The following is a 25,301-nucleotide window of genomic DNA, read 5'->3' on the forward strand; positions in this document are numbered from 1 at the left end:
CTTTCGCTAGCGATTTCGATTTTTGTACAGCAAATAGATGAAGAACGGAGCGCCAATCGCAGAAGTGAAAACCCCGACAGGCACTTCGATTGGAGAAAAAGCCATGCGGGCGATCAGATCGGCAATCAGCACAATCACGGCGCCCAGGAATGCCGACAGAGGCAGGGCACCGCCAAAGGACGGCCCGATTAGCTGCTTGGCGATATGCGGCGCGAGCAAAGCGACGAAGCTGATGTCTCCGCCTACAGAAACGGCTGTTCCGGTCAAAGCTGCACAAATCATGAGCAGCAGGAACCGATCCCATTGGAGCGAGCTTCCCAGGCTTGTCGCCACGTCATCCCCGAGCTGCTGGATATTGACCCGTCGTGCCAAAACAACCGCAACGACGATCAGGATGACGACCCATGGCAGGATCATGAACACATCGTTCCAGTCTACCCCGTAGATGCTTCCGGTCAACCAGAGCAAGGCTTTGTTTTGCAGCAAAAACGGACTGAACATGATCAGGATCGTGACGAACGCGCCCGCAGCAATCTTGATTCCGACACCGATCATGACGAGGCGCATCGGCGTGACGCCTTTTTTCCAGGACAGCGCGTATAAAAGAAACGTGGTCAGCAAGGCGCCGAGAAAAGCGGTAGGCGGCAGCCATTTGATGCTGACAGTATCGAAGACGAGCAAAAAGGCCACAGCCGCAACAGAAGCACCTCCGGCTACGCCGAGAACGTCAGGTGAAGCGAGCGGGTTGCGGATAATTCCTTGCATGATCGCCCCGGCCGAAGCCAAGGCAGCACCGACCAGAATCGCAGTCAGGATGCGGGGCAGGCGAAATTGCTGGACGATCAGAGCATTTTCATCAGAACCGATGCCGAGAAGGACTTTGACGACATCGAGTGGCGCAATTTTCATCTCGCCCATGCCGAGACTGATCACCGTGACAGCGAGTGCAACCAGCAAAGCGATGCCGGAAAAAAGTACGGTTTTTTTATGCAGCTGAAAAGACAGACGTTTGCCAAACCGCAGAGAGAGGTATGGTTTCATTCCTTATCCAGCCCCTTTCGTGCGACATAGATGAAGAACGGCACACCGATCAGGGCTGTCATGACACCGATAGGAACCTCGGCTGGCATGGCGATAAAGCGCGCGCCGATATCGGCGAGCAGCAACAGGATCGAGCCGAGCATGCCGCTGTACAGAAGCACCCAGTGTGTTTCGATTCCAACGAGATAGCGAGCCAGATGCGGCGTGACGAGCCCGACAAAGCCGATCGGCCCTGCAACCGCAACGGCGCAGCCGGAAAGCAGAACGATGACCACACCTGTCGACAGCTTGACTAGCAGTGTGCGCTGCCCAAGCCCTTTTGCCACATCATCACCCATGAGCAGCGTCTGAATCGGACGGGCCAACAGAAAGGCGGCAATCCAGGCAAAGACCATATAAGGAAAGACGGTTGCCAAATACTCCAGCTTTCTTCCCCCGACAGAGCCAGCCAACCAGAAAAGCACCTCGTCGGCAGCTTTTTCATTCAAGACCATCATGGCGTGACGAATCGAAGCGGCCAAAGCCGTAATCGCCGCACCCGCAAGCACCAGCTTGACAGGCGTAAGGCCGTCTCTGCCAAACGAGCCGAGCAAGTAGACGACAAATCCGGCGACCGCAGCCCCCAGAAAGGCAATCCAGGTAAACTCCGTCAGCGAACTGATCCCGACAAAGGTAACGGCAAAAACGACAAAGAGAGAAGCGCCCGCGTTCAGTCCGAATAACTCGACATCTGCAACAGGGTTTCTCGTTAACGATTGAAGCAGGGTCCCGGCCAGGCCGAGACAAAAGCCTACCGTCAGCGCGTTCAGCACGCGGGGAACCCGAACTTCTTTAATGACAATATGTTCGTTCGAACCGTTGAAATGGGTGTAGGCGTCGATTGCGTTTTGCCAGCTGGTGTCAATTACGCCAAAAACGAGGCTGGCATAGCTGAGGTAAAGCAAGAGCAGAATGGCGATAACCACTCCCAGAATTTTCCGAATGTTACTTGCGAGTAAACAATTCATGAGGGCTACATCCTTATCTATTTCTTGTTGTTCTGTTTTGTTAACGATTCCGCCACAATGCTAAGTTTAGAGCCAGCTCGGATATGTGTCAATGATGCTGATAGTCATTATCATTTTATGCTTGACTGTGGCCATGCATAAAGGTAGGATAGTCAATGTCTTTGACTCACATTTTCCATAGACAAAAATCAAGGGGGTCCTCACATCATGTTTTCTCGTACATATCGGACCGCAGGCGGTAAAGCGTTCTTCGCCGTTTTGATGGCGCTGTTGCTGATCGTCACAGGTTGTGGCACACCGCAAGCAACAGAGCAAAAACCGGCAGAACAGAAGCCTGCTGACCAAGCTACAGGCAACTCCAACGGTTCCGGCCAATCTTATACAGTAAAACACGCGATGGGCGAAACCACAATCAAAGGTACTCCGGAACGCGTCGTTATGCTGACCAACCAAGGTACTGAAACATTGATGGCGCTTGGCGTAAAGCCGGTAGGTGCAGTTGGTTCGACTATTGACCCGACTCAATTTTACGACTTTACCAAATCTTTCCTCGAAGGAACGAAGTCGGTTGGTACGGAAAGCCAGCCAAACCTGGAAGCAATCGCTGCGCTGAAGCCAGACTTGATTCTCGGTATGAAGTTCCGCCATGAGAAAATTTACCAACAACTGTCCGCTATCGCACCAACTGTATTCGTAGAAGAACCGCGCGGCGACTGGAAAGCAAACTTCAACTTGTACGCAGAAGCGGTAAACAAAAAAGCGGAAGGCGAGAAAGTCATCGCTGACTGGAACAAACGCGTAGCAGACTTCAAGGAAAAAGCGGGCGACAAGCTGAAAACGCAAATTTCCGTCGTACGTTTCATGCCTGGTAAAGTGCGTATTTACTACAAAGACACTTTCACTGGTTCCATTTTCAAAGACTTGGGCCTGGCTCGTCCAGCATCCCAGGACAAAGAAGAGTTCGCAGCAGAAGTAACCAAAGAGCGCATTCCGGAAATGGACGGCGACATCATGTTCTACTTCACGTATGAGCCAGGCAAAGGAGAAGCTTCCAAGCTGGAGCAAGAATGGACGAACGATCCGCTCTGGAAAAACCTGAATGTCGTAAAAGCTGGCAAAGCGTTCAAAGTGGATGATACGATCTGGAACACTTCCGGCGGCGTAATCGCGGCTAACAAAGTGCTGGATGAGCTGGAAGGCTACATCATCGGCAAATAAGATAGCAAGCAAAAAGACGGGGGCGGGTGCCCTCGTCTTTTTTTGCGTACAAAATGGTGCTGATCAGCCTGCCATGTTGTTGATCGTGCCGCGCGGATAGTAAATGTTGACGTGATCGATGTAGAGTTTCTCCGGCTTGCCGCCCGTTCCGCTAAAGATGATTTTCAACTCGTAGTCAGGCGTAACTTTGTACGTGTAGATGGTTTCACCTGCTGCGGTCGTGGCACTGTTCGGCTTGCCCAACGTTTGCAGAACTTCCGCTTGGCTGATTGCTTGCAGGCGTGCATCGTAGGAGCGAATATCCACGACTTGCATGCCTTTGTTGAAGGCGAAGACCAATCCTTTGTCCATGTAGGTATTGTAGGTAATTCCATTGAAGGTCGCGACGATATCTGGTTTGCCGATCTGTTTTTCGATGTCATCAAATAAGTCTTTTTCGACGCGATATTCGCTGCCGAAAGTTTGCCCGTTTTTGGCCAGATCGCGGATGCTTTGCAAAATATCGGCATTGCTTCCGTACAGCATCAGGTTTTTGTTGCCTTGCGGGTAGTAGACGTTGTAGCGAACCAGGACGAGATCCTTGGCACTGGCGGTTTTCTTGCCTTGGAAGATAAACTTGATTTGGTATTTGTCTGTTACGTCGTATGTGTAAATCGTTTTACCGGCGAACTCGGAAATACGGCCGGGTTTTCCCATCGCCTTTTCCACCATGTCCGCATTGAGTTTCGCCAAACGGGGATCGTTCGTGCGGATATCGACCACCTGCATGCCTTTGTTGTAGCCGAACACGACACCGCGTTTGGCATAGGTGGAGTAGGTCAGGCCGTTTGCCTGATCGGTATGATCCGGCTTGCCCCAGTCTTTTTCGACTTGATCAAAAACAGTCTGCTCCACGCTGTAGGGAACCTCAATCACTTTGCCTTTTTCGGCGTCTTTGCGGATGAGCGGCAGCAATTGCTCCGATTGCGGCTGAACAGGCGCAGGGGTTACGGCATTTCCTTTTCCAGCCGCTGGGCCAGGGGAAGCAGAAGTCGAGCCGGGCGTGTTGCTTGTGATTGATTCCGGCATGGTGCTTTGCTGGTTGTTGCTGATGAGGGTCGCTCCCATCCAGATCGTCGCCGCCAGAACAGAGCATACGGCCAAGCCTTTACCCAGAGCAGAGAAGCGGCCGGGGGAAGCGGCTGTTCGTTTAGGCAAGGAATGAGTGTCAGTCGAGCGGATCGTGGAGATGATTTCCTGTTTTTTATCCTGGTTCATTTTCATGTCAGGTAGTCCTTTCATGTCGTTTAGAAGCTGGTCGTCTGTTTTAGATGGCATCGCCTACCATCTCCTTTCTGTCTTGCATCAAATGCTCTTTTACCGCCTTCATGGCCCGGTGCATGGTCACGTTTACTTTGTTTTCCGACCAGTCGAGAATTTCGGCCGTTTCTTTGGGAGATAACCCCTTTATCCCGCGCAGGATCAATACTTCGCGATAAGCGGGCTTCATTTTTCTGACGGCTTGGTACAGGGCTTGCTGTTCGGCGTGCAGATGCAAAATTTCCTCCGGCGTTTTTGCTTCCGATTGAACCCCGGCAAGCCATTTGTCCGGCAGCCAGTTGCGCAGCCGATTTTTGCGGGCAAAGTCGATCGCTGTATGTCTGGCGATGGTGAGCAGCCATGTTTTCGGTTGCGATCGGCCTTCGAATGACTCCAGTGACCGCAGCGCCTTGAGGAACACATCCTGGACAAGATCCTCCACGTCCTTGTTTCCGGTGTAGTAGACGAGGAACTTGTAGATGTCGTCGCTATAGCGCAGAAACCATTGCTCGATAATGCTGTTTTTGTCCATAGCTGAACCACCTTTTATGCTTTCTACTTGTAATTTGACGACCAAGGCGTGCTTTCATTACAAAAGACGAAAAAAACTGCCGGAAACATGACCGACAGTTTTTGGAAAGAACGTTATGAGTGCAACATGGAATCGCGTGTAAACCAGAGCCGATAGCTCAGCATGCTGATCAGAACGGCGGAGACAGCAGCAGACGAGCTGAAGCTGAGCATGATGAGAATCTGGTAACGAACAGCTTCGATGGGACTGGCGCCAGCAATAATCATCCCCGTCATCATGCCGGGCAACTGGACAAGCCCAATCGTTTTCATCGTATCAAAAGTAGGAATCATGCTTGCTTTCACGGCGCGCTTGAGGACGATTTGCACCGCTTGCCGGGTAGTCGCTCCCAGGCACAAAAGCGCCTCGATCTCGCCGCGCGAGGTTTCCACTTCCCTGTTCATATGGGTAAGAAACAGGCTGCAAACGATCATGGAGCTGCCGATAATCATGCCGCTCATCGGAATCAGGTACTGAGGTGTCGGCGAAACCAGTCCGAGCGTCACCAACAGTCCCATGGTGACCAGTTCCGTGAGCGCAAGCGAAAGAGCGATGCGCCCAAAAATGCCGCGCAGCTTTTTCGCTTTGCTCGCCGCGTTCCAGGAGGCGACGGCAATCATCATGGCGATGAGCAGCAAAATGAACAGGATGCTGTCCGAATGAAAGACGAAATGCAACACGTAGCCAATCGCCAAAAGTTGCAGCGTCGAGCGGATCGTGCCGACGGCAATTTCCTTTTCCAGCCCAAGCCGCTGCCACAAGGAGAGGAGGAGGGCAATCAGTACGAAGGCAAATGCGATCCAGATCGATGTATACGTCATATATGGTGTACCTCTTTCGCGCCTGGATGAGCTTGTGCTAGTGATGTCTGCAAAAAGTCCCGCGCCTGTTCGGTGGGCGGCGCCTGAAAAAACGCGTGGCTGGGCATGTCTGCCTGCAGCTGATGATCTGCCATGAACCAGATGCGTTCGCAGTTGTTTTTCGCCTCTTCCAGATCGTGCGTGACCCAGAGGATGGTCGTGCCTGTTTGTTTGTGCAAATCGACGAGCAATTGCTCGGTTGCCAGTTTGCTTCTCGTATCCAGCGAGGCTGTGACTTCATCCAATAGCAGAACAGCCGGACGCAGGAGCAGTGTCCGCACGAGGGCTACACGCTGTTTTTCGCCGCCAGACAGTTGCTGCGCTGGCTTCGACCATTCGACCTGTTCCAGATGAAGCTGTTCAAACAGGGCGCGGGCGAGCTGTTGGTCAAAAGGGCGCTGGTGCAGCATGCTTGCGGTTCGCAAATTGTCTTCTACCGTACCGGGCAGCATGGTCGCCTGCTGGGCGACGTAGCTCATTTTCATTCGCCACAAGGCGCTCGGCCATTGCTCCATTGCTTTTTGCTCCATTCGGACGGTTCCGTGATCGGGAGCCAACAGTCGGCCTAAAATGCGGAGCAGCGTGCTTTTGCCCTGACCGGATTTTCCGAGGATTCCAATAATAGCAGGTTCTGAGATGGTTGCGTTCAAGTCGCGAAAAAGCCAGGAATCGGCAGAAGCGAAAACTTTTTTGCCCAACGATTCAATCTCCATGACGGTGCTCATGCAAATCCCCCCATCAACGGCAAAACACCGAAGAGGACGAGTCTTCGGTGTTTCTCCTTACGGCTATCTATGTACTTATTTGTGCTCCGACAGCCATTGTGCAACCGCTTGAATTTCTGGTTGCTTTTTCAGCATTCCTGGAGGCATGCCGCCTTTACCTTCTTTGATAATTTTGGCGATGTCTTCAGCGCTGTAAGTTGCCCCGACTTTGGTCAGGTTTGGACCTGCGATTCCTTCAAGGTTTTGCCCGTGACAGGAAGCACAGTTTTGTTTGAAAATAGCTGCAGCGTCAATGTTGGCAGTAGGTGCGCCGCCACCTTGAGCTTCTTCCCCATGTTTTGGCGGGAAAATAATCGATCCTACGAGTGCAATGAGAAAAACTAGAAACAAGATACCAAACGAAGTGAAAAAGGCCTTCGCGGAATCAATTACGTCGTTTTGATTCATGTCTTTTTTGTTGGACCCAGCCATTTGACAAAGACCTCCCGATGCAAATAATAAAGGTTCAACTGCAATTTTACGGCAAAATCTTGACAGTTGCAAGGCGACTGCCAAACAGACAAAGAAAGTACACAATTTGCCAATTTTGTGTAAACAATCTTTCACTATCTCTATCTATTGTGCCTAAAAAGTCGGAGATTATTTTGCGGATGATTGCTCCACATATAATGGAAAGGATAGCGGGTTGCTGTAACCAGACAAGTATGATAAAGTGGTTATATTGGTTTTTTACCGCCTTGGAAATCCGTTTTGAGGTGAATGTAGATGGCATTGGCTGCGAAAATTTTACTTGTGATCGCAAGTATTGGCTTAATTATCGTCGTGTTGCTGCAATCTGGAAAGAGTGCCGGCCTTTCGGGAGCGATTGGTGGCGGTGCAGAGCAACTGATGGGCAAACAAAAAGCCCGTGGGATTGACGCACTTTTAGGGAAACTGACCGTTGTATTTGCGGTTGCTTTCATGATTTTTGCGATTTTGCTCGGGTATTTCTTGAAAACAGGAGCGTAATAGACGAATAGCCGAAAGACAGCGAGTGCGACTTGCTGTCTTTTTCGCTATTCCGATTGCGATGTGGATGAACGGTGAATACTACATAGTAATGGAGAAATGGAACAGCGCGGTAGAGCCACGCGAAAAAAGGAGGTTTGTGAATGACAGATCAAGAAAAAATACTCGCGTTCATGCGCGAGCAGGCCTATCACCCGATGACAGTGAAGGAACTGGAGGAAGCGTTTGAAATCAAGGACTCAGCTTCCTTCAAGGAACTGGTGAAGACGCTGAACGCACTGGAAGCCGGCGGAGAGATTATCCGCACTCGTGCGAATCGATATGGTGTACCTGAAAAAATGAATTTGGTGCGCGGACGTCTGCAAAGCCATCCAAAAGGCTTTGGGTTTATCATCCCGGAAACACCTGACATGGAAGATGTATACGTACACGCCAACGACATGAACGGAGCGATTCACGGTGATACCGTGCTGGTTCGTGTGGAAAAGGAAGCGGGCGGCAATCGCCTGGAAGGACGGATCGTTCGCATCGTCGAGCGGGGAATGACCCAAGTTGTCGGGACGTTCAAGGACGAGACGTACTACGCGTTTGTCATCCCGGATGAAAAGCGGATTGGCAAAGACATTTTCATCCCGAAAACGGCGTACAACGGAGCGGTAGACGGCCACAAAGTAGTCGTCAATATCGTCCGCTACCCGGAAGGACGGGTGAATCCAGAAGGAGAAATCGTCGAGATTCTGGGGCACAAAAACGACCCGGGAGTCGATATCCTGTCGATTATCCGCAAGTTCAATCTGCCGGAAGCGTTCCCGGATGAGGTGCTGGCGGAAGCAGAGGCTTCGCCGGACGAAATTTCCGAAGACGAAATCAAGGAACGCCGCGATCTGCGCGACCGGATGATGGTCACAATCGACGGAGCGGACGCGAAGGATTTGGACGATGCCGTGTCGCTTGAAGTGTTGCCGAACGGAAATGTAAGGCTTGGCGTGCATATTGCCGACGTCAGCTATTATGTCCGTGAAAAGTCTGCGCTGGACAATGAAGCGTATCGCCGGGGTACGAGCGTCTATTTGGTCGACCGTGTCATCCCGATGCTGCCGCACCGCTTGTCGAACGGGATATGCAGCTTGAATCCAAAAGTGGATCGGCTGACGATCTCCTGCGATATGGAGATGGACCAAAATGCGCAGCTGGTGAAGTACGATATTTTCCTCAGCGTTATCCGTACCAACGAGCGCATGACGTACGCCGATGTGCGCAGCATCCTGGAAGACAAGGACGAAGCTTTGCTTGAGAAGTACAGCGAGCTTGTCCCGATGTTCGAGGAAATGAAGAAGCTGGCACTGAAGCTGCGTTCCAAGCGGATGCAGCGCGGAGCCATCGACTTCGATTTCCGCGAAGCGAAAATTTTTGTCAACGAAGAAGGCGCACCGACAGAGATCGGCTTCCGCACGCGCTCGATTGCCGAGCAGATTATTGAAGAATTTATGCTGGCAGCCAACGAGACAGTGGCAGAGCATTTCCACTGGATGAAGCAGCCGTTCATGTACCGCATTCACGAAGACCCGAACGCGGAGAAGCTCATGTCTTTCATGGAGTTTATTACGAACTTCGGCTATTCGATCCGGGGAAAAGGCAACTCTGTACATCCTCGTGCGCTGCAACAGCTCTTGGAGGAAGTCAAAGGCACGCCGGAAGAAATCATCATCAGCACGGTCATGCTGCGCTCCATGAAGCAAGCGCGCTACGACGCGGAAAGCCTCGGTCACTACGGGCTGTCCACCGAGTTTTACACGCATTTTACATCGCCGATTCGCCGCTACCCGGACCTGATTGTCCATCGCCGCATTCGGGATTGGATCGAGCAGGGCAACAACCTGTCAGAGAAGCGCCTGGCGTATTGGGCGGAGCAAATGCCGGTTATCGCCGAGCACGCTTCCCAGCGCGAGCGGTTGGCTGTGGACGCCGAGCGTGAGACGGACGACCTGAAAAAAGCGGAGTTCATGAAAGAGCACATCGGAGAAGAATTTGAAGGCGTGATCTCCAGTGTTACCTCGTTCGGAATTTTCGTGGAGCTGCCCAATACGATCGAGGGGCTGGTGCACATCAGCTTCCTGACCGACGATTACTATCACTACCATGAGAAGATGTATGCGCTGGTAGGGGAGCGAACTGGCAAGCAGTACCGCATCGGGGATGTTGTGCAGGTTCGCGTGGCGAGTGTCAACGTGGATGAACGCACCATCGATTTTGAAATCGTCGGCATGACCAAAGCGGCAGGTTTCCGCGGCAGCCGCGAACGTACACCGCGCGTCATCGACGGACGCGGAGGAGAGCGCAAGCCGACTCGCGGCAAGCAGGATCGTTCCCGTGGAGGCCGCCCAGAACGGCCAGATCGCCAAAAGGACAAAAAGCACCCGGCTGAAATCCGGCAAAAATACAAGGATCGCCGCAGAAGCGAAGGAACAAAAGCTTCTCGTCCACCAGCTTCCGGATCAGCAGGTGCCAAGGAAGAGGTACTGCCAATCGGGACAGGCGGAGAGGAAAATCAATCACAGAACCAGAAAGGCTTCTGGGAAGATTTTGTCCGCTCCAAAAAGAAAAACCGCAAGAATGTAGCCAGCCAGGTCAAACGGAAACGCCGTTAAACGATTGTATAAGAGCCAAGGGGGCTTGATTTGAGTGCCAATCGGCCAGGAAAGCCCCCGAAGCTTCCGGGAAAATCGCTTGCCACCATCGGCAAAATTTGCTAGACTAACTGTTACGATACGCAGTACGTGCGAGTGAGGTGATCTCCATGTCAAAAGATAAAACCGGAACCAAGACAGTCGCCCAAAACCGAAAAGCACGCCACGATTACCACATCGAGCAAGTATTCGAAGCAGGCATTGCCCTGACCGGAACGGAGATCAAGGCCGTGCGTGCAGCGCGCGTCCAGCTCAAAGACAGCTTTGCCCGCGTGCAAAATGGCGAATTGCTGCTGTACAACGTGCACATCAGCCCGTACGAGCAGGGCAACCGTTTCAACCATGAACCGGAGCGCACCCGCAAGCTGCTGATGAGACGGCTGGAAATCCTCAAGTTGAACGGTCTGATCCGCGAAAGAGGCTACTCGCTGGTTCCGCTGAGCATTTATTTGAAAGGCGGCTGGGCCAAAGTTGAGCTTGCTCTCGTCAAAGGGAAGAAGAACTACGACAAGCGCGAAGACCTCAAGAAAAAGGACGCAGCCCGCGAAGTCGAGCGCGCCTTGCGCGACCGCCAAAAGGCATAATGGATGGCTATGGCAAGCCTGGCAGCAATCAACGTTGAGTTTCCGCCATCGCTTGTGCTATAGTAGTGGAACAACAGCAAGCGGTACAAGCTTGCATGGACTGACTTGTAAACAACAGTCTGGATGTCGATAATGGCTCGTCATCTGGACTTTTTCTCACCTTATACCTCGGGGGCGTTCTGGATTCGACGGGGATGGTAGAGCATGAGAAGCGAGCCGGGGGGTTGCGGACCTCGTCACCAACGCAAACGCCATTAACTGGCAACAAACAACTTTCTCTCGCTGCTTAATAACCAGTGAGGCGCTACCATTCCATCGCCCATGTGGCATGACTAGCGCTCAACTTTAGTGGGATACGCCGGAGGCTTCCGCCTGGAGCCAAAGGAAGAAGATCAATCAGGCTAGGTAACGGGTCAGCGCGTCACTCCGCGAATCCGTCGCCGAAATTTAAATGAGTGACTGCGCTCGGAGATGCTCATGTATCGCTGTTTTCGGACGGGGGTTCGAATCCCCCCGCCTCCACCTACATAAAAAAAGCCACCTGCAGAGGTGGCTTTTTTGCGTTGACAGCGAAGTCTCGTTATGCATGAACTGACTCAATTTTCAGTCATCACAGCGATACTGAAATGCGGGTCCTGTCTGTATAAAGTACCCGCTTCTAACTTGTCCGGCCCAGTTTTTCAGAGCGGATTTCCACTGGGGACTTTTAAAAAAATCATCTACCAATACAGAACCAGAAACAACCAAACGATGGGAGTAAATGGAGCGAGCTGACCAGCCCCTCCCCAAATGCCGCCTGCCGGAAACCCGTCCTCAATCACAAGTAGCAATGGTAAACCGTATTGATAAGCCATTGCAGGTTCAATTTGCAAAAAAGGCGAGTACGGTTCTCCCTGCTGTGTTGCCCTCGTTGGTCGTAGAAGGACAGAAGCCATTCCATAACTCGAGTTAATCATCGTACGGATGTTTTCCAGTGTAGTATTCGGATATTGTTCTGTGTTGGGCAAAGTGCGCGGGAAGAGGAGTTCTTTCTTGATTTCTTTGAACATGCGAATTACGAATTGTTGTTGGATAGTAAACGGCGGCTGTGGAGGACCGAGCGTAAACAAATTTTGATGGCTAAAGAACACAGGGATTCGAAAAAACGCCGAAGCAGCGTCGTTCAAATCCTGCAAGTCCTGGTAGCACTGCTCGATTTCTTCCTTGCGTAAACCTGTGTTCGGAGTAGAATGTACGACTTGGATTTCGTACTTTTTACTTCTCTCATCCTTTTTCGAACTCATGTTGTCACCTCCACAGTGAAGCGTATTTACGAAAATACGGCGGTGACTGGACAAATTAAGAAAATGTGCTTCTTTGCCTGATGAACATAATAATCAGTTCGGTCGGGAGAGTAGGCGAAGATAGAATGGGGCGGGGAGATCAATTTGTTGATGCGATTACTGGACGGGTGATAACTCCGTAAGGGAACGATAAATAGGAGCGACTATTCTCTTAACGATCAAGGAATAGTCGTTTTTTCCTTTCTCCTTTCCATAAAACATCCCCCACCCTTACTAGCTACCAAACTGCGCATCTTTTACGCCCAAAAATCATCCAGAAACCCAAGCGAAATGTCTAGATTGCACAAGGGACTCCCACTACCAAAAGTCAATCCAAATACAAAATGGTATAATAAATGCGACTATTCGTAATCAAGGCTATTTCGATCAGATTGACAAATGCATGAACGAAGCCAAATAAAAAAACGAGCTAGGCAAAAACAATAATATCCGCAACTCTCTCTTACGAACCAGTATGATCTTGTAAAGCTCGTCTAATCAACGAATCAGGAAACGTGTCTTATCTACTTCTAGGAAGGTTAGGCCGAGAGGAGGATCGAAAATGGGGATTACGGTGCAGGAGATGCTGCGGTTGGACGCGCTGCAAAGTTTACGTGTTATCGCCGGTTTCGATGGTTTGGACAGGATCATCAATCAGGTAAATGTTTTGGAAATGCCCATAACCGAAGTGGAGCATTTGGTTTTGGGAGGCGAGCTTGTGCTGACCACCTTTCACAGCTTGAAAGATGATCTGGAGGCGCAAGTGAATACGATTAAAAAGCTTGCTGAAAACGGGGCAGCAGCTCTGGGGATTCATCCGATGATTGCTGACAAGATCATGCAGAAGGCGATCGTGGAGGCAGCGAATATTTCCGGCCTTCCTGTCATTTTGTTGCCTCCTGCGATGCCTTATGCTACGGTTTTTTCTGCCGTGTTAGGGACGATCCTGAATCGGCAATCACAGTTGTTGAAACAATCGGAAGAGATTAACCGGGAGATGACCCGTGTCATATTGCATGGTGGCGATGTGAATGCGATTGCCAAGACGCTGACCGGATTAATCAAGCAGCCAGTCATGATTACCGACGATATGTTCGAAATTTTGGCTTTAGGGTCAAAAGAAGCGGAAGAACATTCGTTTTTAAAAAAGTGTTTGCTTATGACAGAAATGTCGGAGCGGATTCAGTTTGATAAAGCTGGAAACTGGACCCACGATTCTGCGCTGGAGATGGTGTTTCACTCCAGCTTGTTTGAGATAGAAGGGCGGTCTGTACGGCTGATCGTTATGCCTGCCGGAGTGATAAGCGATCCTCTGGGGTACATTTTCACCTTAGAGCTGGGGGCTCCCTTACAAGAGCTTGATTTCATTGCCATCTCGCACGCTTCTACTGCGGTCGCTCTGGAGATTGCCAAGCAGCGGGCGATTACCGAGGCGAAAAGACGCATGCGAAGCGACTTTTTGACGGAAATGTTCGAAGGGAAATATGTTAGAGAAGAGGATTTGTACGAGAGGGCGAGAGCGGTCGGACTTAACCTGGTGAAAAAACATATGGTGCTGGTCATGCGTTTTGACTTCAGCGATGGGCTTGAAAAAGAGATGGGGAAACTGGAAAGCCGCATTCACGCGGCGGTCCGGTCAACGATCAATCAGCATGCTCCCAAATGCAATTTTGTGGTAAAGGGGGACATGTTGGTCATTTTCATTCATTTTGACAGGCAATTTGACAAGCAACATTCGCAACAGGAAGCGAAAAATCTTGCGGTCCTGTTAAAAGAGGCTATCGAAGCGGGAAGCGGCAAAGCCCGCGTATCTGCCGGAATCGGCGGTTTTTATCCGTCGCCGTTGAACTTGGACCAAAGCTACAGGGAAGCGCTGCAAGCCCTTGAGCTCGGCTGCAAAATGTTTGGGACGGGCAGTATTACAGCAGTGAATGAGCTGGGGGTATTCGGGATTCTGGGGGAAATATCCGGCAAGTTGTTAGACCAGTTTACAGCGGGGCTTCTCGATCAGCTCTATCAATATGATGCCAAAAATCAAACGGATCTGGTAAAGACGGTAGAAGCGTATCTGGATGAAAAGGAAATCTTTACAGATGTCGCAAAGCGGTTGTTCGTACATCCCAATACGGTCAAATACCGGATTGAAAAAGTGAAGGAGATTCTCGGGTTTGATCCATTTAAAAAGCCTGAGGAAAGATTGAATTTCCATCTGGCGCTGAAGGCCAGGAAGCTATTGCCATAATAGAAGCGCGAAGCAGCTCGGTTTGTCTGTGATAGACAAAGATACGGGCTGTTTTTTGTTTGTTTTAAATATTAAGATTATTATTTTTGTGTGAAATAATGTGAACAGAAACAAGCAGTATGATTGAAAGCTATGCAGGATAGGGGGCTGTGGGCTGCATGATGGACACACAAGATTGGGAAAAACCAAAACCGATGAGGGGGCATTCGCATGGAGAAAAGAATTTTGTGGATCAATCCGGTCACTACTGATTTGTTCAACACCATTTTCAAGAGCGAGTTTGACAGGATCAAGCAGGCGGGGACGATTGTGGATGTGGTTTCCTTGACCCCGGGTCCTGGACCGACTCATCTGGAGTACAACTGCTACGAAGTGATGCTGATGCCGGAAATCCTCCGCGTGATTAAAAAAGCCGAAGAAGACGGCTACGATGCGGCAATTATCGGCTGCTTCTACGATCCTGTCTTGAGGGCGGCCCGAGAGATTTCGAAAAAAATGGTCGTCACGGCTCCGGCAGAAGCCAGCTTGCATATTGCGGCGACATTGGGCGAGAGTATCTCGATCATTGTCGGGCGGCGCAAGTGGATACCCGAGATGAGAGAGAACGTCCATAAATATGGCTTTGCCGACAAATTGGCTTCTTTCAAGTCACTCGATATGGGCGTGCACGATTTTCAGAAAGATCATCAGGTGACGATGCAGCGGATGCGTGAGGCGGCGCGAGAGGCTGTCGAGAAGGATGGAGCCAATGTGCTTGTGCTGGGATGCACGATTGAATTTGGCTTTTATCGGGAAATTCAGGAGGAGCTGGGGGTTCCGGTTATTGACGCAAGCCTTGCACCTTTTAAATACGCCGAATTTTTGATAGAGCTCAACCAAAAATTCGGTTGGAGCCACAGCAAGCTGGATGGCTACCAGTCGCCGCCTGATGAAGAAGTGGCCTGCTGGAAGCTGTTTTAAAAACAAAGTTAGCGGCTGTGAGAAGAGATAAGGGGGGCCATTTATGAGAGCAGAAAGCGGAGTGGAGGTACTGCAAAAGCGATCAGTACCCGTTGGGGCGCTGTTTGAAAACATGCCGGTTACCAGTCAGCATTGGCAAGCGGGATTGGTGCTTTTTTTCTCCTTTGTGATTGAATCGTGGGAAATGATGATTGTCATTCTGGCAAGCGCTTCAATTGGCGGCGAGTTTCAACTGGACGGCACTCAAATCGGATCGCTTATCGGCTCCATTTATCTCGGGATGATCCCGGGATGCCTGCTATGGGGAAAGCTCGTTGATAAAATCGGCCGCAAGCAATCAATGATTATCAGTTTTGGCCTCTATGGAATCATTTCGCTTATTAGTGCATTCTCACTCACCTACGAAATGCTGTGGTGGACCCGCTTCTTGTCCGGTGTGGCGCTCTCTGGGGTTTTGGTGGCAACGTTCCCCTACTTCGAGGAGCTGCTCCCCATGAAGGTGCGTGGGAAGGCTGCGGTGTATCTGGCTTCTGGATGGCCAGTAGGCTATTTGCTTGCCATTGGCACGACCTACCTCTTTATGGAGCTGGGCTGGCGCTGGATTATTGGCGTCAGTTCGCTTGCCGGTTTGTGGTTTCTGGCAATCGCTGCGTTTGTACCTGAGTCGCCGTACTGGTTGGCCGGAAAAGGGCGCCATTCGGAGGCGAAGGAGGTTATTGACAAACTTTCCAAAGGCACGATGCAAAAAGAGATCAACAGCGTCGAGCTTGCTGTGGAGAATGTGAAAACAGGTTCTTTCCTGGAGATTTTTAGCGGGCAATTCCGGCGTTCGACAATTTTGCAGCTCGTCATCAACTTTAGTTTTTCCTGGGGATATTGGGGACTGTCCTCCTGGATGCCGGCACTTTTGGCGAAAAAAGGATTGAGTGCGCCGGAAGGAATGGGCTTTATGGCTATATCCGCCCTCTTCATGTTTCCCGGTTACATGGTTTCCTCGTATTTGACGGGCAAATATGGGCGCAAAAAAGTAATGGCGCTGTTCGTCTTTTTTGCAGCGGTCAGCGGATTTGGATTTGCCAACGCAAATACTTTGCAGGAAATGTACATCTGGAATTTTGCCCTTTCGTTCTTCAGCTTGGGGGCGTGGGGAGTATGGGATACATGGATGGCTGAGCTGTATCCGACAGAGGTCCGCGGTGTCAGCTATTCTGTAGGGATGACCGGCCAGCGTGTAGCCAACGCGATTGCACCAAGTGTAATCGGAGCCATGCTGGCGATCAACAGCAGCTTTTTGACTACGGTTTCCTTTATCTCCGCTTTTCTTGTCGTTACATTTGTGGCTTCGCTTTTCCTGAAGGAAACGGAAGGCGAGATTTTGCATTAATGCTGTAACATTCCATTACTCCTAGAAGGGTGGTTCCTATGCGTGTAGCTACAGATATTGGAGGAACGTTTACTGACCTGGTGTACCTAGATGAGCACGGTAAAATCGGTACCGCTAAAAGCGATACAACACCGCCCCATTTTGAGCAAGGGGTTATCCAAGTGATTCAAAAGGCTGGGATTGATCCTTTGGAAATCGCGACCTTTATCCACGGAACGACGGTAATTATCAACGCATTGACGGAGCGCAAGGGAGTAAAGACCGGGTTAATCACGACAAAAGGGTTCCGCGATGTGTTGGAAATTGCCCGAGGCAACCGTCCCGATTTGTTCAATGTTCGTTATCAGAAGCCGACTCCGTTTGTTGCGCGCTTTCTGAGGAAGGAGGTCAGCGAGCGGATCAACTATAAGGGGGAAGTCATGACCGAATTGGCGGTGGAAGAGGTGAAGGCCACTGTCGAGCAACTGCGAGCGGAGGGAGTCGAGGCTATTGCGGTCTCATTCCTGCATGCCTACGCCAACCCCATTCATGAAAAGCTGGCGGTGGAAGCGATCAGGGAAATTTGGCCGGAGGTAGCCGTGACGGCTTCGCATGAGGTGACCAAGGAATGGCGCGAGTACGAGCGGACCAGTACGGCAGTGCTGAACTCTTATGTCAAGCCGATTGCCAAGTCCTACATCGACAAGTTGAGTAACCATCTTCACGACATCGGGCTTGACGGCAACAAATATATCATGCAGTCCAACTCTGGCACGACTACTTTTGAGCAGTCAAAAGAAACGCCGATCAACATGGTCGAGTCGGGGCCAGTAGCCGGGATTTTTGGCTCAGCCATCTTAGGGCAAATTCTTGGGGAAGAAAACATCATTGCTTTTGATATCGGAGGGACGACGGCCAAATGCTCCCTGATTGACAAAGGGGAAGTAAAGGTTACGACCGAATACCGGATTGAGAAAGATGAACGAAATGCCGGATATCCGATTAAAGTACCAGTGGTTGATATCGTGGAGATCGGGAATGGCGGAGGTTCTATTGCCTGGATCGACGGTGCCGGCTCATTAAAGGTGGGGCCACAGTCGGCCGGGGCGTTGCCAGGGCCGGTCGCCTATGGGCGTGGCGGTGAAAGTCCGACTACAACCGATGCCAATTTGGTTACAGGGCGGTTATCGCCTGCCAATTTTCAAAACGAGGTAAATATGGAAGCGGTCAAGCAAGCGATCGACGAAAAGATCGCAAAGCACTTCGGCATCTCCGTGGAAGAGGCGGCACTGGGAATTATCCGCATTGCCAACTCCAACATGCTGAATGCGCTGAAGCTCATTTCCATTCGCAAGGGTTACGACCCGCGGGAGTTTTCCCTGGTTGCATTCGGAGGGGGAGGACCGATGCATGCGCTGGCATTGGCCAAGGAATTGGGTGTGAAAAAAGTCATCATCCCGATTGCGGCTTCGGTCTTCTCCGCATGGGGCATGCTGATGACTGACTTGCGGCACGACTACATCCAGACGTATATTCGCCGAATGAACGGACTGAATCAGGAAGAACTGAATCGCGAATGGAGCCAACTGGAAAAAGAAGCGACCGACCAATACGAGCGCGAAGGAATTGCAGCGGATCAAGTACTGTTCGTACGGTATGCGGACATCCGTTACGTCGGACAGGAGCATGCTGTCAAGGTTCCCGTGCCAAATGGACTGATGGATGCAAAAGCGATTGAGGAAGTGATTTATCGCTTCCATGACCTGCACGAGCAGCATTACACGTTCAAACTGGAGCATGCACCGACGGAGATTGTAAACCTCCATCTAACGGCGTTCGGCATGGTGCAAAAACCACGGATAGCCAGTCTGGGAAGACAAGGGGACAATAGCGAGGAAGCGCGCAAAGAAGTGCGTCCGGTTCTGTTCGAAGAGTATGGATGGATTGACACGACAGTCTACGACCGCGAGCTGCTGAATGCCGGAAGCGCGGTGAAGGGTCCGGCAATTGTCGAGGAACCTTCTTCTTCAACGGTCATTTATCCTGGACAGCATCTCATTGTTGATGAATATGGCAATCTAATCATTACTACGGGGGTGTAGTCAGATGAGTGAGACAACGTTGAAACATGACCAGTTTACGCTTGAGATTGTGAAAGATTCCCTGATCGCCATTGGGGAAGAAATGTTTCATACATTGGCGCGCACGTCGATGAGTCCGATTATTTACGAGGTGCTCGATTTCGCCAGCGGCTTGACAGATGCAAAAGGTCAACTTCTGACGCAAGGCAACGGTGTGACCGGATTTATCGGGATGCTGACCTTTATGGTGAAGGAAACTTTGAAAAAGTTTTCCGAGCATGGGGAGCTAAAGCCGGGGGATATCATCATCATAAATGATCCTTACGGTGGAGGAGGTTCCCACTTGTCTGATGTAGGTCTTGTGCTGCCAATCTTTTACGAGGGCGAGCTGATTGCCTTTTCGGCCAACAAAGCCCACTGGACCGAAGTAGGCGGAAAAGACCCGGGTTCCTGGACGACCGACTCCACGGAGATTTTTCAGGAAGGTTTGCAATTTCCTTGCGTCAAACTATTTGAAGCAGGCAAGCTGAATCAGCCGTTGGTTGATATCATTGCAGCAAATGTCCGCTTTCCCGATCTCTCGCTTGGTGATATGTGGGCGCAGGTAGCAGCATTGCGAACAGGGGAGAAGCGCTTTCGCGAATTGTGCGATAAGCATGGAAAAGCGGTAGTGAAGGATGCCATTGACCATTTGTTAAGACATGGCGAACAGTTGGCGGTAAAAGAAATTGCCAAGCTGCCTAAGGGCACGTATGAAGCCGTAGATTTTATTGATGATGACGGAGTTGGAAACGGTCCGTTCAAGGTACAGGTGAAGGTCACGATTACCGATGACGAGTTTATTTGCGATTTCCGCGGTAGTCATCCGCAAGTGCTGGGTCCAGTCAATTGCTCCTATACCGCCTTGGTTTCCGCCGTTCGCGTCATTTTCCTTGCGGTGACCAACCCGTCTCAGGATGTAAACGATGGCGTTTTCCGCCCGCTCCACATTCTTATCGATGACCGTTCCATTTTCTCAGCGGAACGCCCGGCAGCCGTATCAACCTACTGGGAAACCATGATGTATGGAGCGGATCTCGTCTGGAAGGCACTGGCACCGGTCGTTCCCCATCGGTTGAATGCGGGGCATCTGCTTTCGGTGTGCGGGGTGGTGCTATCCGGCATCCATCCGGATACGAACGAACCGTTCCTTGTGGTTGAGCCTTCAGTCGGAGGATGGGGCGCAGGAGACGGACTGGACGGGATGGCCGGACAGTTTTGCATCGGCGATGGGGAAACGTACAACGTGCCGGTCGAAGTAGCGGAGACACGTTATGGCATCATGGTTGAGGAGTACAGCCTGCGTACGGATGGGGCTGGTGCCGGTAAATATCGCGGCGGTTCAGGAGCTATCCGCTCGTACCGCGCGATGTCTGATGGTCAGACGATCACGGCAACCTTTGGCCGTCACAAATATTTGCCATGGGGCTTTAACGGGGGGCATGACGGCTCCCGTAATGAATTTGAGATCGTCAAAGCCAATGGCGAAGTGGTTGGTCCATTTGGCAAATATGCACGCTTTCCGCTTAATAAAGGAGATGTCGTGCGCCTTGTTACCGCAACAGGCGGAGGATACGGCAACCCGCTGGAACGTCCGGTAGAGAAGGTCGTCCTGGATGCCAAAAATGGCTATATTTCCGTAGAACAAGCAAGAGACTTGTACGGAGTAGAGCTGGACAAGGCAACGTATCGTGTAGAAGGGGTGACACCGCTGCGTCAGTCTTTTGAACAGGGGGAACAGCAATGCTCATTGTAAATGCCAATGCGATTCAGCCGGAAGATCGCCCAGGTGTAACCCTGAAAATACTGTTTACCGAAGAGCAGGTAGAGAACGGAAAAGCTACTTTCGGTGTCGTCGTCGTTCCGCCTGGTGCGCGTATTCCTTTAAGCGGTTCGGGGAGTCATGCGCAGGACGAGTATTCAATCGTCGTAAAAGGAACGATTCTTGCCGGTACGGAAGAAGGTGAATATCGGATGTCAGCAAATGATGCGTCTCTTATTCCTGCTGGCGAGGCCCACTGGGCATACAACGACGGGAGCGAAGATTGCGAAATCGTCTGGGTGCTTGTAAAACGATAGCGGCATGGATACGGAGAGGATGCTAGACTTGGTTATCTCAATGCCGCAGTGAATGGGGCATAGGTTTGTGTGACTGGATGAGTGCCCTCTTTTCATAAAAGGGGGCTAATCTTATCTCATTCGAACAAGTCTAGATCGCTAGTATGTTGATACAGCCATTCGCCTTGCCTTCAACGAGACTACGTTGCTGCATAAACACATTTTCGATTCCGATCTTTGGAGCGATCTGTTATCCTGCGTGAGTCGATTTATCCAATTTCAATTTGCTAAAGTGCCATATAATGTAGACCGTCCACAGGGCGGTTTGTTTGTTTTATACTGATAAATAAATTTGAATGGAACGCAACAATAACCCTTTTTCAGCATGAATAGTCTCCTCCTTAATGTCGCGACAAATTGTCCTTACATTAAGAAGGGACTTCGGTAGAAAGATTCGAGGATTTCACAGGAGGAAACGGCATGAAGACAATCACGATCCACCAGCCTTGGGCAACATTGATCGCTCTTGGCGAGAAACGCTTTGAAACCCGGGGGTGGGCCACGAAATACCGCGGCCCTCTCGCGATTCACGCGGCCAAAAAGGTGGACAAGGAGGCGTGCTACAGGGAGCCAATACGGTCGGTCCTTGCCAAACATGGCTACACCGCAGATAATTTGCCGACAGGCGCGGTGGTTGCGACCGCAAAGCTTGAAGATTGCCTGCAAATCATTATCGCCCCCGGAACAGGCGAAGTTGCCGCCTGGCGTGACGCAGATGATGCGGCGATACCGATAAAAGGCAATGAACTCAGCTTCGGTTGGTTTGAACGAGGGAGGTTTGCCTGGCAGATGGTTGACGTAAAGCCGATCGCTCCGGTGCCGGTGAACGGACGGCAAGGATTGTGGAATTGGGATTGTGACAAATACCATAACGAGAAAACGGATAATGAATGATTGTCCTAAAATGACGAGCGAAGCAGATGGGGAGACTAGCGCACAGGCAGTAGGAGCGTGACTTCCTCGACAAATGAGAGTTCATCCGAAACACCGAGAAACTGACAAATAAATGAGTTCGGCCAGTCATTATATATGCCGTTCCTCGCCTTGCCTGTCCTACATAAATTGTACAAGGGGGTGGAGGGATGAGCACAAACAAGTGGAGGACTCACCGCAGATTTTCGCGCAGATTCGGCACAGTCTGGTCCGTCTGGCGATCTGTGAACGGCAAAATTCAACGAGGATACTTCAAATTTCCTTGCAAGAAAAACGCGAAGTGGGGCAATGTGATTGCAAACGAGCTGATTGCTTATCATCTAGCCAAGCTCCTGGAGCTAAACGTAGCGACTGTAGAACTAACGGTTGTTGAGGGAAAGCAAGGGATCGTCTCCATTGCTAAGCCGATGGCCGCCCATTTCAACTGGTTCCAGCTAACCAAAAAAACAGGCGGTTCGCCCGTTAAACATTTGCACAATCCCGAACAACTGTTACTTACATTTGTTTTTGATATATGGATTTGCAACATTGATCGGCACGGGGGAAATCTGATTGTTTTCCCCAAAGGGAAGCACTATGATTTTTATTTGATCGACCACGGCAGCGCGGTTTTAGGGGGAGTTACGTGGAGAAAAATCCATTGGAGCGCGGATTACTGGCTGAATGTAAGCAAATACAATTTCCACTATCCAAGAGGCTTGCGCGCCTATATCCGCACCTTTCGCCAGCTTTTGCCGCATGTGGATAAAATTGAGAAAATCCCTGAACACATGATACGAGACATTGTGGAGACAGTACCGGAAAACGTATTGCCAAAACTCGAAAAAGAAATGGTAGTAGAAATGCTGCTCTACCGTCAAAAGAAATTACGCGAGATGGTCGTGGCTTGGTGCATGCGGCATAAGAAAGCGATTGCGGAGTAAGCAACTCGGCAAGAATGGGGTGGCGCGAGGGAGTTTACCAAGCAGGAGACGTGCCCCATTTTACCGCTTTTGTTGGGACGGAAACGATTTGCAGGGAACGAAGGCGAAACCGACGAAAGCAAGGAGTAGGACCATTTGTGTCGAGGAAATCAGAAATGTAGCCAATACATCCGTGCACTTCGCCGCATGTACAGGCTCTTTCGAATGGGCGGCAATGCGGTACTCGCGGCGGGCAGCTTGCAGCGCATTTTGGCGATTGCGCCGGAGTCGGAGACGGACGGCCGCGAGCTCATCGAATTGCATCTGGAAGCGGGCAACTGCAATGAGGCGCTGCGTGTTTATTGGCAGTTGGAGCAGTTCATTCGCGATGAGTTGGGTGTCGCGATGGAAGAGGAGACGGTAAGATTGTATCAACAAATGAGACACCAGGGATGAGCGGACGATGAGAAAAACGATTGCAGCGGCACTGGTCACGCTGGTCATATTGGCCGCAACATACGGCATGTTTCTCGTTTGGTTCTCGCCGGACGGGAAGCCGACGCCAAGGGTGGAGAACGGGCTGCTGGATTTGACCGCATGGCGGTTTGCAGACAAAGGCATCGTTCCGTTGGACGGAGAATGGGAGTTTTACCCGGACAAGCTCCTCTTCCATGAAGATTTCACATCCTCCCCCGCGAATGAAAACAATCGTTTGCCGGGGCGGATCGAAGTGCCGGGCTCGTGGTCGGATCAGATGAATACTTTGGGCATGGCAACATACCGTCTGCGGATCAAAGTCGGCGATACGGCAGCGGTTTACGGTTTGAAAACATCGGCAATCTGATCGACAACGCGGTCAAGCATACCGAGGGCGGCAGTATTGCCGTAACGGCAGCGGCGACAGACGGACGGCATGATTGAAATTTCGGTTCAGGACACAGGCACAGGAATCGAAGCGCAAAACATTCCCTATCTGTTCGATGCGCCGCTGGAGCCTTTTGGCTATAACGTCATTGCCGTCAAAAACGGTTATGAGGCGCTGGAACAAATCAGCCAGCGGCATAAGATAGATCTTGTCATTCTCGACCTGATGATGCCGGGCATGTCGGGGTACGAAGTGTGCCAGAAGGTTCGCAAAACGTACACGCTGCTGGAGCTTCCCGTGCTGATGGTGACGGCTGCGATTCAACCTCAAGACAAGGTAGCGGCGTTCGAGGCGGGGGCGAACGACTTCCTGCCGAAGCCATTCGAACTGGCGGAGCTGAAGGCAAGAATCGGCAGCGTGCTGGCGATGAAGGAGTCGCTCGCCAAGGCGGTCGATCTGGAGGTTGCGTTTTTGCAATCGCAAATCAAGCCGCATTTTTTGTACAACGTCTTGAATAGTATTGTTGCGTTGAGCTATACGGATGCTCTGCCGCATACAGCGATGAAACAGGCGGATGGCGTGGAGGCGATCGCGGACAGGTAGATTAAGATAGAAAAATAGACCCAAGCTTGGGGAGCAATTGGTGGATAATCCGATTCAACAGTGAATGCGGATTATCCACTTTTTTTGCACTGTCTTTCATACGAGCGATAACATGTGGTTTCATCGAATGGATTTCCGTTCCGAGGTAAGGAAATCACTTAAAAAGCACTCTCTTTCTTGCGATTGATGGCAAGTTCAGTTCAGGGGCGCTGCATAAAAGTCTGCCTGCCAGTTGTTTTGCATCAGAAAACAGAAACTCGGATTTGTGCTTGGAATAATCATGCAGCTCATCTCGTGTTAACAAGGGCAGCCCGCAGGAATCTATGGTAAAAAGCGGACTTGACCTGAACGCTCACTCCGTCTCCACTATCTATTTGGGACATGAAAATAATGTCAAATATAGTTATTTATTCCTCTATCTATCTTGGTTTTATAGCGAGCCTACACCGTGCGGGCGACTTTCATCGCACACGGCGTTTCATCAACGGATCAGAAAGAAAATGAACAACAGGCAATATTATCGTACAACTCATATGTCTGAATTTACATTGTTTATGTTCGACAAACCAGACAATTTGTTAACGAGGGAGAGAACAGCATTGCATGAAGATGCGCACACTAAGGAAAAATAAAGGGGGCATTGCCGCGTGCGCTAAGACGCGACATTCATTTTCGGGGATGGCTCAGTTGGCTTGTTCATCTTCTCAGATGTTTTGCGTTTGCCGAAGCTGTGTTGAGTTGGCGTTTGCCAATGGCTGAAGTTTACACAAAGACGAACAGGAGCGATTTTCATGAGTGATCTGAGCGTTACAGGCGCTAACTTCTTGAGGTGCGCGAGTTTTTAGGTTATGGCGCATTTGCTATATGGGAAGC

Annotated in this window: 23 protein-coding genes and 1 other RNA gene; 16 read left to right on the forward strand and 8 right to left on the reverse strand. The window is 50.8% G+C overall.

Going from position 1 to position 25,301, the window contains the following annotated elements; all coding sequences use genetic code 11:
- Positions 1–6: 6 nt before the first annotated feature.
- Both IRJ17_RS07640 and IRJ17_RS07645 read right to left on the reverse strand, forming a co-directional pair.
- Complete coding sequence (locus IRJ17_RS07640) at positions 7–1,041, reverse strand: FecCD family ABC transporter permease (protein ID WP_173597704.1); 1,035 nt, start codon at positions 1,039–1,041, stop codon at positions 7–9.
- Positions 1,038–2,048, reverse strand: a complete 1,011-nt coding sequence (locus IRJ17_RS07645; protein ID WP_242774063.1) for a FecCD family ABC transporter permease — start codon at positions 2,046–2,048, stop codon at positions 1,038–1,040. The genes IRJ17_RS07640 and IRJ17_RS07645 overlap by 4 nt, the downstream gene beginning before the upstream one ends.
- Positions 2,049–2,255: 207 nt before the next feature.
- Between IRJ17_RS07645 and IRJ17_RS07650 the strand changes: the two genes are divergently transcribed.
- Positions 2,256–3,266 carry an ABC transporter substrate-binding protein gene (locus tag IRJ17_RS07650; RefSeq protein ID WP_122963681.1) on the forward strand — a complete coding sequence of 337 codons (1,011 nt, stop codon included), beginning with the start codon at positions 2,256–2,258 and terminating at the stop codon, positions 3,264–3,266.
- A gap of 63 nt (positions 3,267–3,329) precedes the next feature.
- On the opposite strand, the gene IRJ17_RS07655 is transcribed toward IRJ17_RS07650, so the two are convergent.
- The 5 genes from IRJ17_RS07655 to IRJ17_RS07675 form a co-directional block, all read right to left on the reverse strand.
- The gene (locus IRJ17_RS07655) at positions 3,330–4,583 is read right to left on the reverse strand and encodes a YjgB family protein (protein ID WP_242774074.1); all 1,254 of its coding nucleotides are present in this window, start codon (positions 4,581–4,583) and stop codon (positions 3,330–3,332) included.
- Positions 4,573–5,097 (reverse strand): RNA polymerase sigma factor, encoded by a 525-nt coding sequence (locus IRJ17_RS07660; RefSeq protein WP_122963683.1) that lies wholly within the window; start codon positions 5,095–5,097, stop codon positions 4,573–4,575. The genes IRJ17_RS07655 and IRJ17_RS07660 overlap by 11 nt, the downstream gene beginning before the upstream one ends.
- 113 nt (positions 5,098–5,210) lie before the next feature.
- Entirely contained in the window at positions 5,211–5,957 is a 747-nt protein-coding gene (locus tag IRJ17_RS07665; protein WP_122963684.1) for an ABC transporter permease, read from the reverse strand.
- Positions 5,954–6,721 carry an ABC transporter ATP-binding protein gene (locus tag IRJ17_RS07670; RefSeq protein ID WP_173597701.1) on the reverse strand — a complete coding sequence of 256 codons (768 nt, stop codon included), beginning with the start codon at positions 6,719–6,721 and terminating at the stop codon, positions 5,954–5,956. Before IRJ17_RS07670 ends, IRJ17_RS07665 begins: the two co-directional genes overlap by 4 nt.
- 75 nt (positions 6,722–6,796) lie before the next feature.
- Positions 6,797–7,192 (reverse strand): YqzM family protein, encoded by a 396-nt coding sequence (locus tag IRJ17_RS07675; protein ID WP_173597700.1) that lies wholly within the window; start codon positions 7,190–7,192, stop codon positions 6,797–6,799.
- A gap of 294 nt (positions 7,193–7,486) precedes the next feature.
- On the opposite strand from IRJ17_RS07675, the gene secG reads away from it, so the two are divergent.
- The 4 genes from secG to ssrA all read left to right on the forward strand — a co-directional run bounded on the left by secG (position 7,487) and on the right by ssrA (position 11,525).
- Positions 7,487–7,729: a preprotein translocase subunit SecG gene (gene secG, locus IRJ17_RS07680; protein ID WP_003843341.1), complete on the forward strand. Its 243-nt coding sequence runs from the start codon at positions 7,487–7,489 to the stop codon at positions 7,727–7,729.
- A gap of 143 nt (positions 7,730–7,872) precedes the next feature.
- Entirely contained in the window at positions 7,873–10,377 is a 2,505-nt protein-coding gene (rnr, locus tag IRJ17_RS07685; protein ID WP_122963687.1) for a ribonuclease R, read from the forward strand.
- Positions 10,378–10,526: 149 nt separating this feature from the next.
- Positions 10,527–11,000 carry an SsrA-binding protein SmpB gene (smpB, locus tag IRJ17_RS07690; protein ID WP_122963688.1) on the forward strand — a complete coding sequence of 158 codons (474 nt, stop codon included), beginning with the start codon at positions 10,527–10,529 and terminating at the stop codon, positions 10,998–11,000.
- Positions 11,001–11,170: 170 nt separating this feature from the next.
- Positions 11,171–11,525: a transfer-messenger RNA gene (ssrA, locus tag IRJ17_RS07695) on the forward strand.
- A gap of 194 nt (positions 11,526–11,719) precedes the next feature.
- Here ssrA and IRJ17_RS07700 read toward each other — a convergent pair.
- Positions 11,720–12,283: a hypothetical protein gene (locus IRJ17_RS07700; RefSeq protein ID WP_242774082.1), complete on the reverse strand. Its 564-nt coding sequence runs from the start codon at positions 12,281–12,283 to the stop codon at positions 11,720–11,722.
- 601 nt (positions 12,284–12,884) lie between these two features.
- Here IRJ17_RS07700 and IRJ17_RS07705 point away from each other — a divergent pair.
- From IRJ17_RS07705 to IRJ17_RS07755, 11 genes are all read left to right on the forward strand, one after another.
- Entirely contained in the window at positions 12,885–14,564 is a 1,680-nt protein-coding gene (locus IRJ17_RS07705; RefSeq protein ID WP_242774084.1) for a PucR family transcriptional regulator, read from the forward strand.
- A 210-nt stretch (positions 14,565–14,774) separates the two neighbouring features.
- On the forward strand, positions 14,775–15,524 hold the full coding sequence (locus tag IRJ17_RS07710) for an aspartate/glutamate racemase family protein (protein WP_173599423.1): 750 nt from the start codon (positions 14,775–14,777) through the stop codon (positions 15,522–15,524).
- A gap of 43 nt (positions 15,525–15,567) precedes the next feature.
- Positions 15,568–16,908 carry an MFS transporter gene (locus IRJ17_RS07715; RefSeq protein WP_173597698.1) on the forward strand — a complete coding sequence of 447 codons (1,341 nt, stop codon included), beginning with the start codon at positions 15,568–15,570 and terminating at the stop codon, positions 16,906–16,908.
- 38 nt (positions 16,909–16,946) lie between these two features.
- Positions 16,947–18,989, forward strand: a complete 2,043-nt coding sequence (locus tag IRJ17_RS07720; protein WP_122963697.1) for a hydantoinase/oxoprolinase family protein — start codon at positions 16,947–16,949, stop codon at positions 18,987–18,989.
- Between the two features lie 4 nt (positions 18,990–18,993).
- Positions 18,994–20,763, forward strand: a complete 1,770-nt coding sequence (locus IRJ17_RS07725; protein WP_122963698.1) for a hydantoinase B/oxoprolinase family protein — start codon at positions 18,994–18,996, stop codon at positions 20,761–20,763.
- Complete coding sequence (locus tag IRJ17_RS07730; RefSeq protein ID WP_173599421.1) at positions 20,751–21,086, forward strand: cupin domain-containing protein; 336 nt, start codon at positions 20,751–20,753, stop codon at positions 21,084–21,086. The genes IRJ17_RS07725 and IRJ17_RS07730 overlap by 13 nt, the downstream gene beginning before the upstream one ends.
- A 459-nt stretch (positions 21,087–21,545) precedes the next feature.
- Positions 21,546–22,019, forward strand: coding sequence for an ASCH domain-containing protein (locus IRJ17_RS07735; RefSeq protein ID WP_242774086.1), 474 nt, complete (start codon positions 21,546–21,548; stop codon positions 22,017–22,019).
- A gap of 188 nt (positions 22,020–22,207) precedes the next feature.
- Entirely contained in the window at positions 22,208–22,981 is a 774-nt protein-coding gene (locus IRJ17_RS07740) for a HipA family kinase (protein WP_122963701.1), read from the forward strand.
- A 135-nt stretch (positions 22,982–23,116) separates the two neighbouring features.
- Positions 23,117–23,416, forward strand: a complete 300-nt coding sequence (locus IRJ17_RS07745; protein WP_242774089.1) for a bacterial transcriptional activator domain-containing protein — start codon at positions 23,117–23,119, stop codon at positions 23,414–23,416.
- Between the two features lie 7 nt (positions 23,417–23,423).
- Positions 23,424–23,804, forward strand: a complete 381-nt coding sequence (locus IRJ17_RS07750; protein ID WP_242774091.1) for a hypothetical protein — start codon at positions 23,424–23,426, stop codon at positions 23,802–23,804.
- A 69-nt stretch (positions 23,805–23,873) separates the two neighbouring features.
- Positions 23,874–24,428, forward strand: coding sequence for a response regulator (locus IRJ17_RS07755; protein ID WP_373926263.1), 555 nt, complete (start codon positions 23,874–23,876; stop codon positions 24,426–24,428).
- The last annotated feature ends 873 nt before the right edge of the window (positions 24,429–25,301 follow it).

The organism is Brevibacillus parabrevis, assembly GCF_022701015.1.
Lineage (GTDB): Bacteria > Bacillota > Bacilli > Brevibacillales > Brevibacillaceae > Brevibacillus > Brevibacillus parabrevis.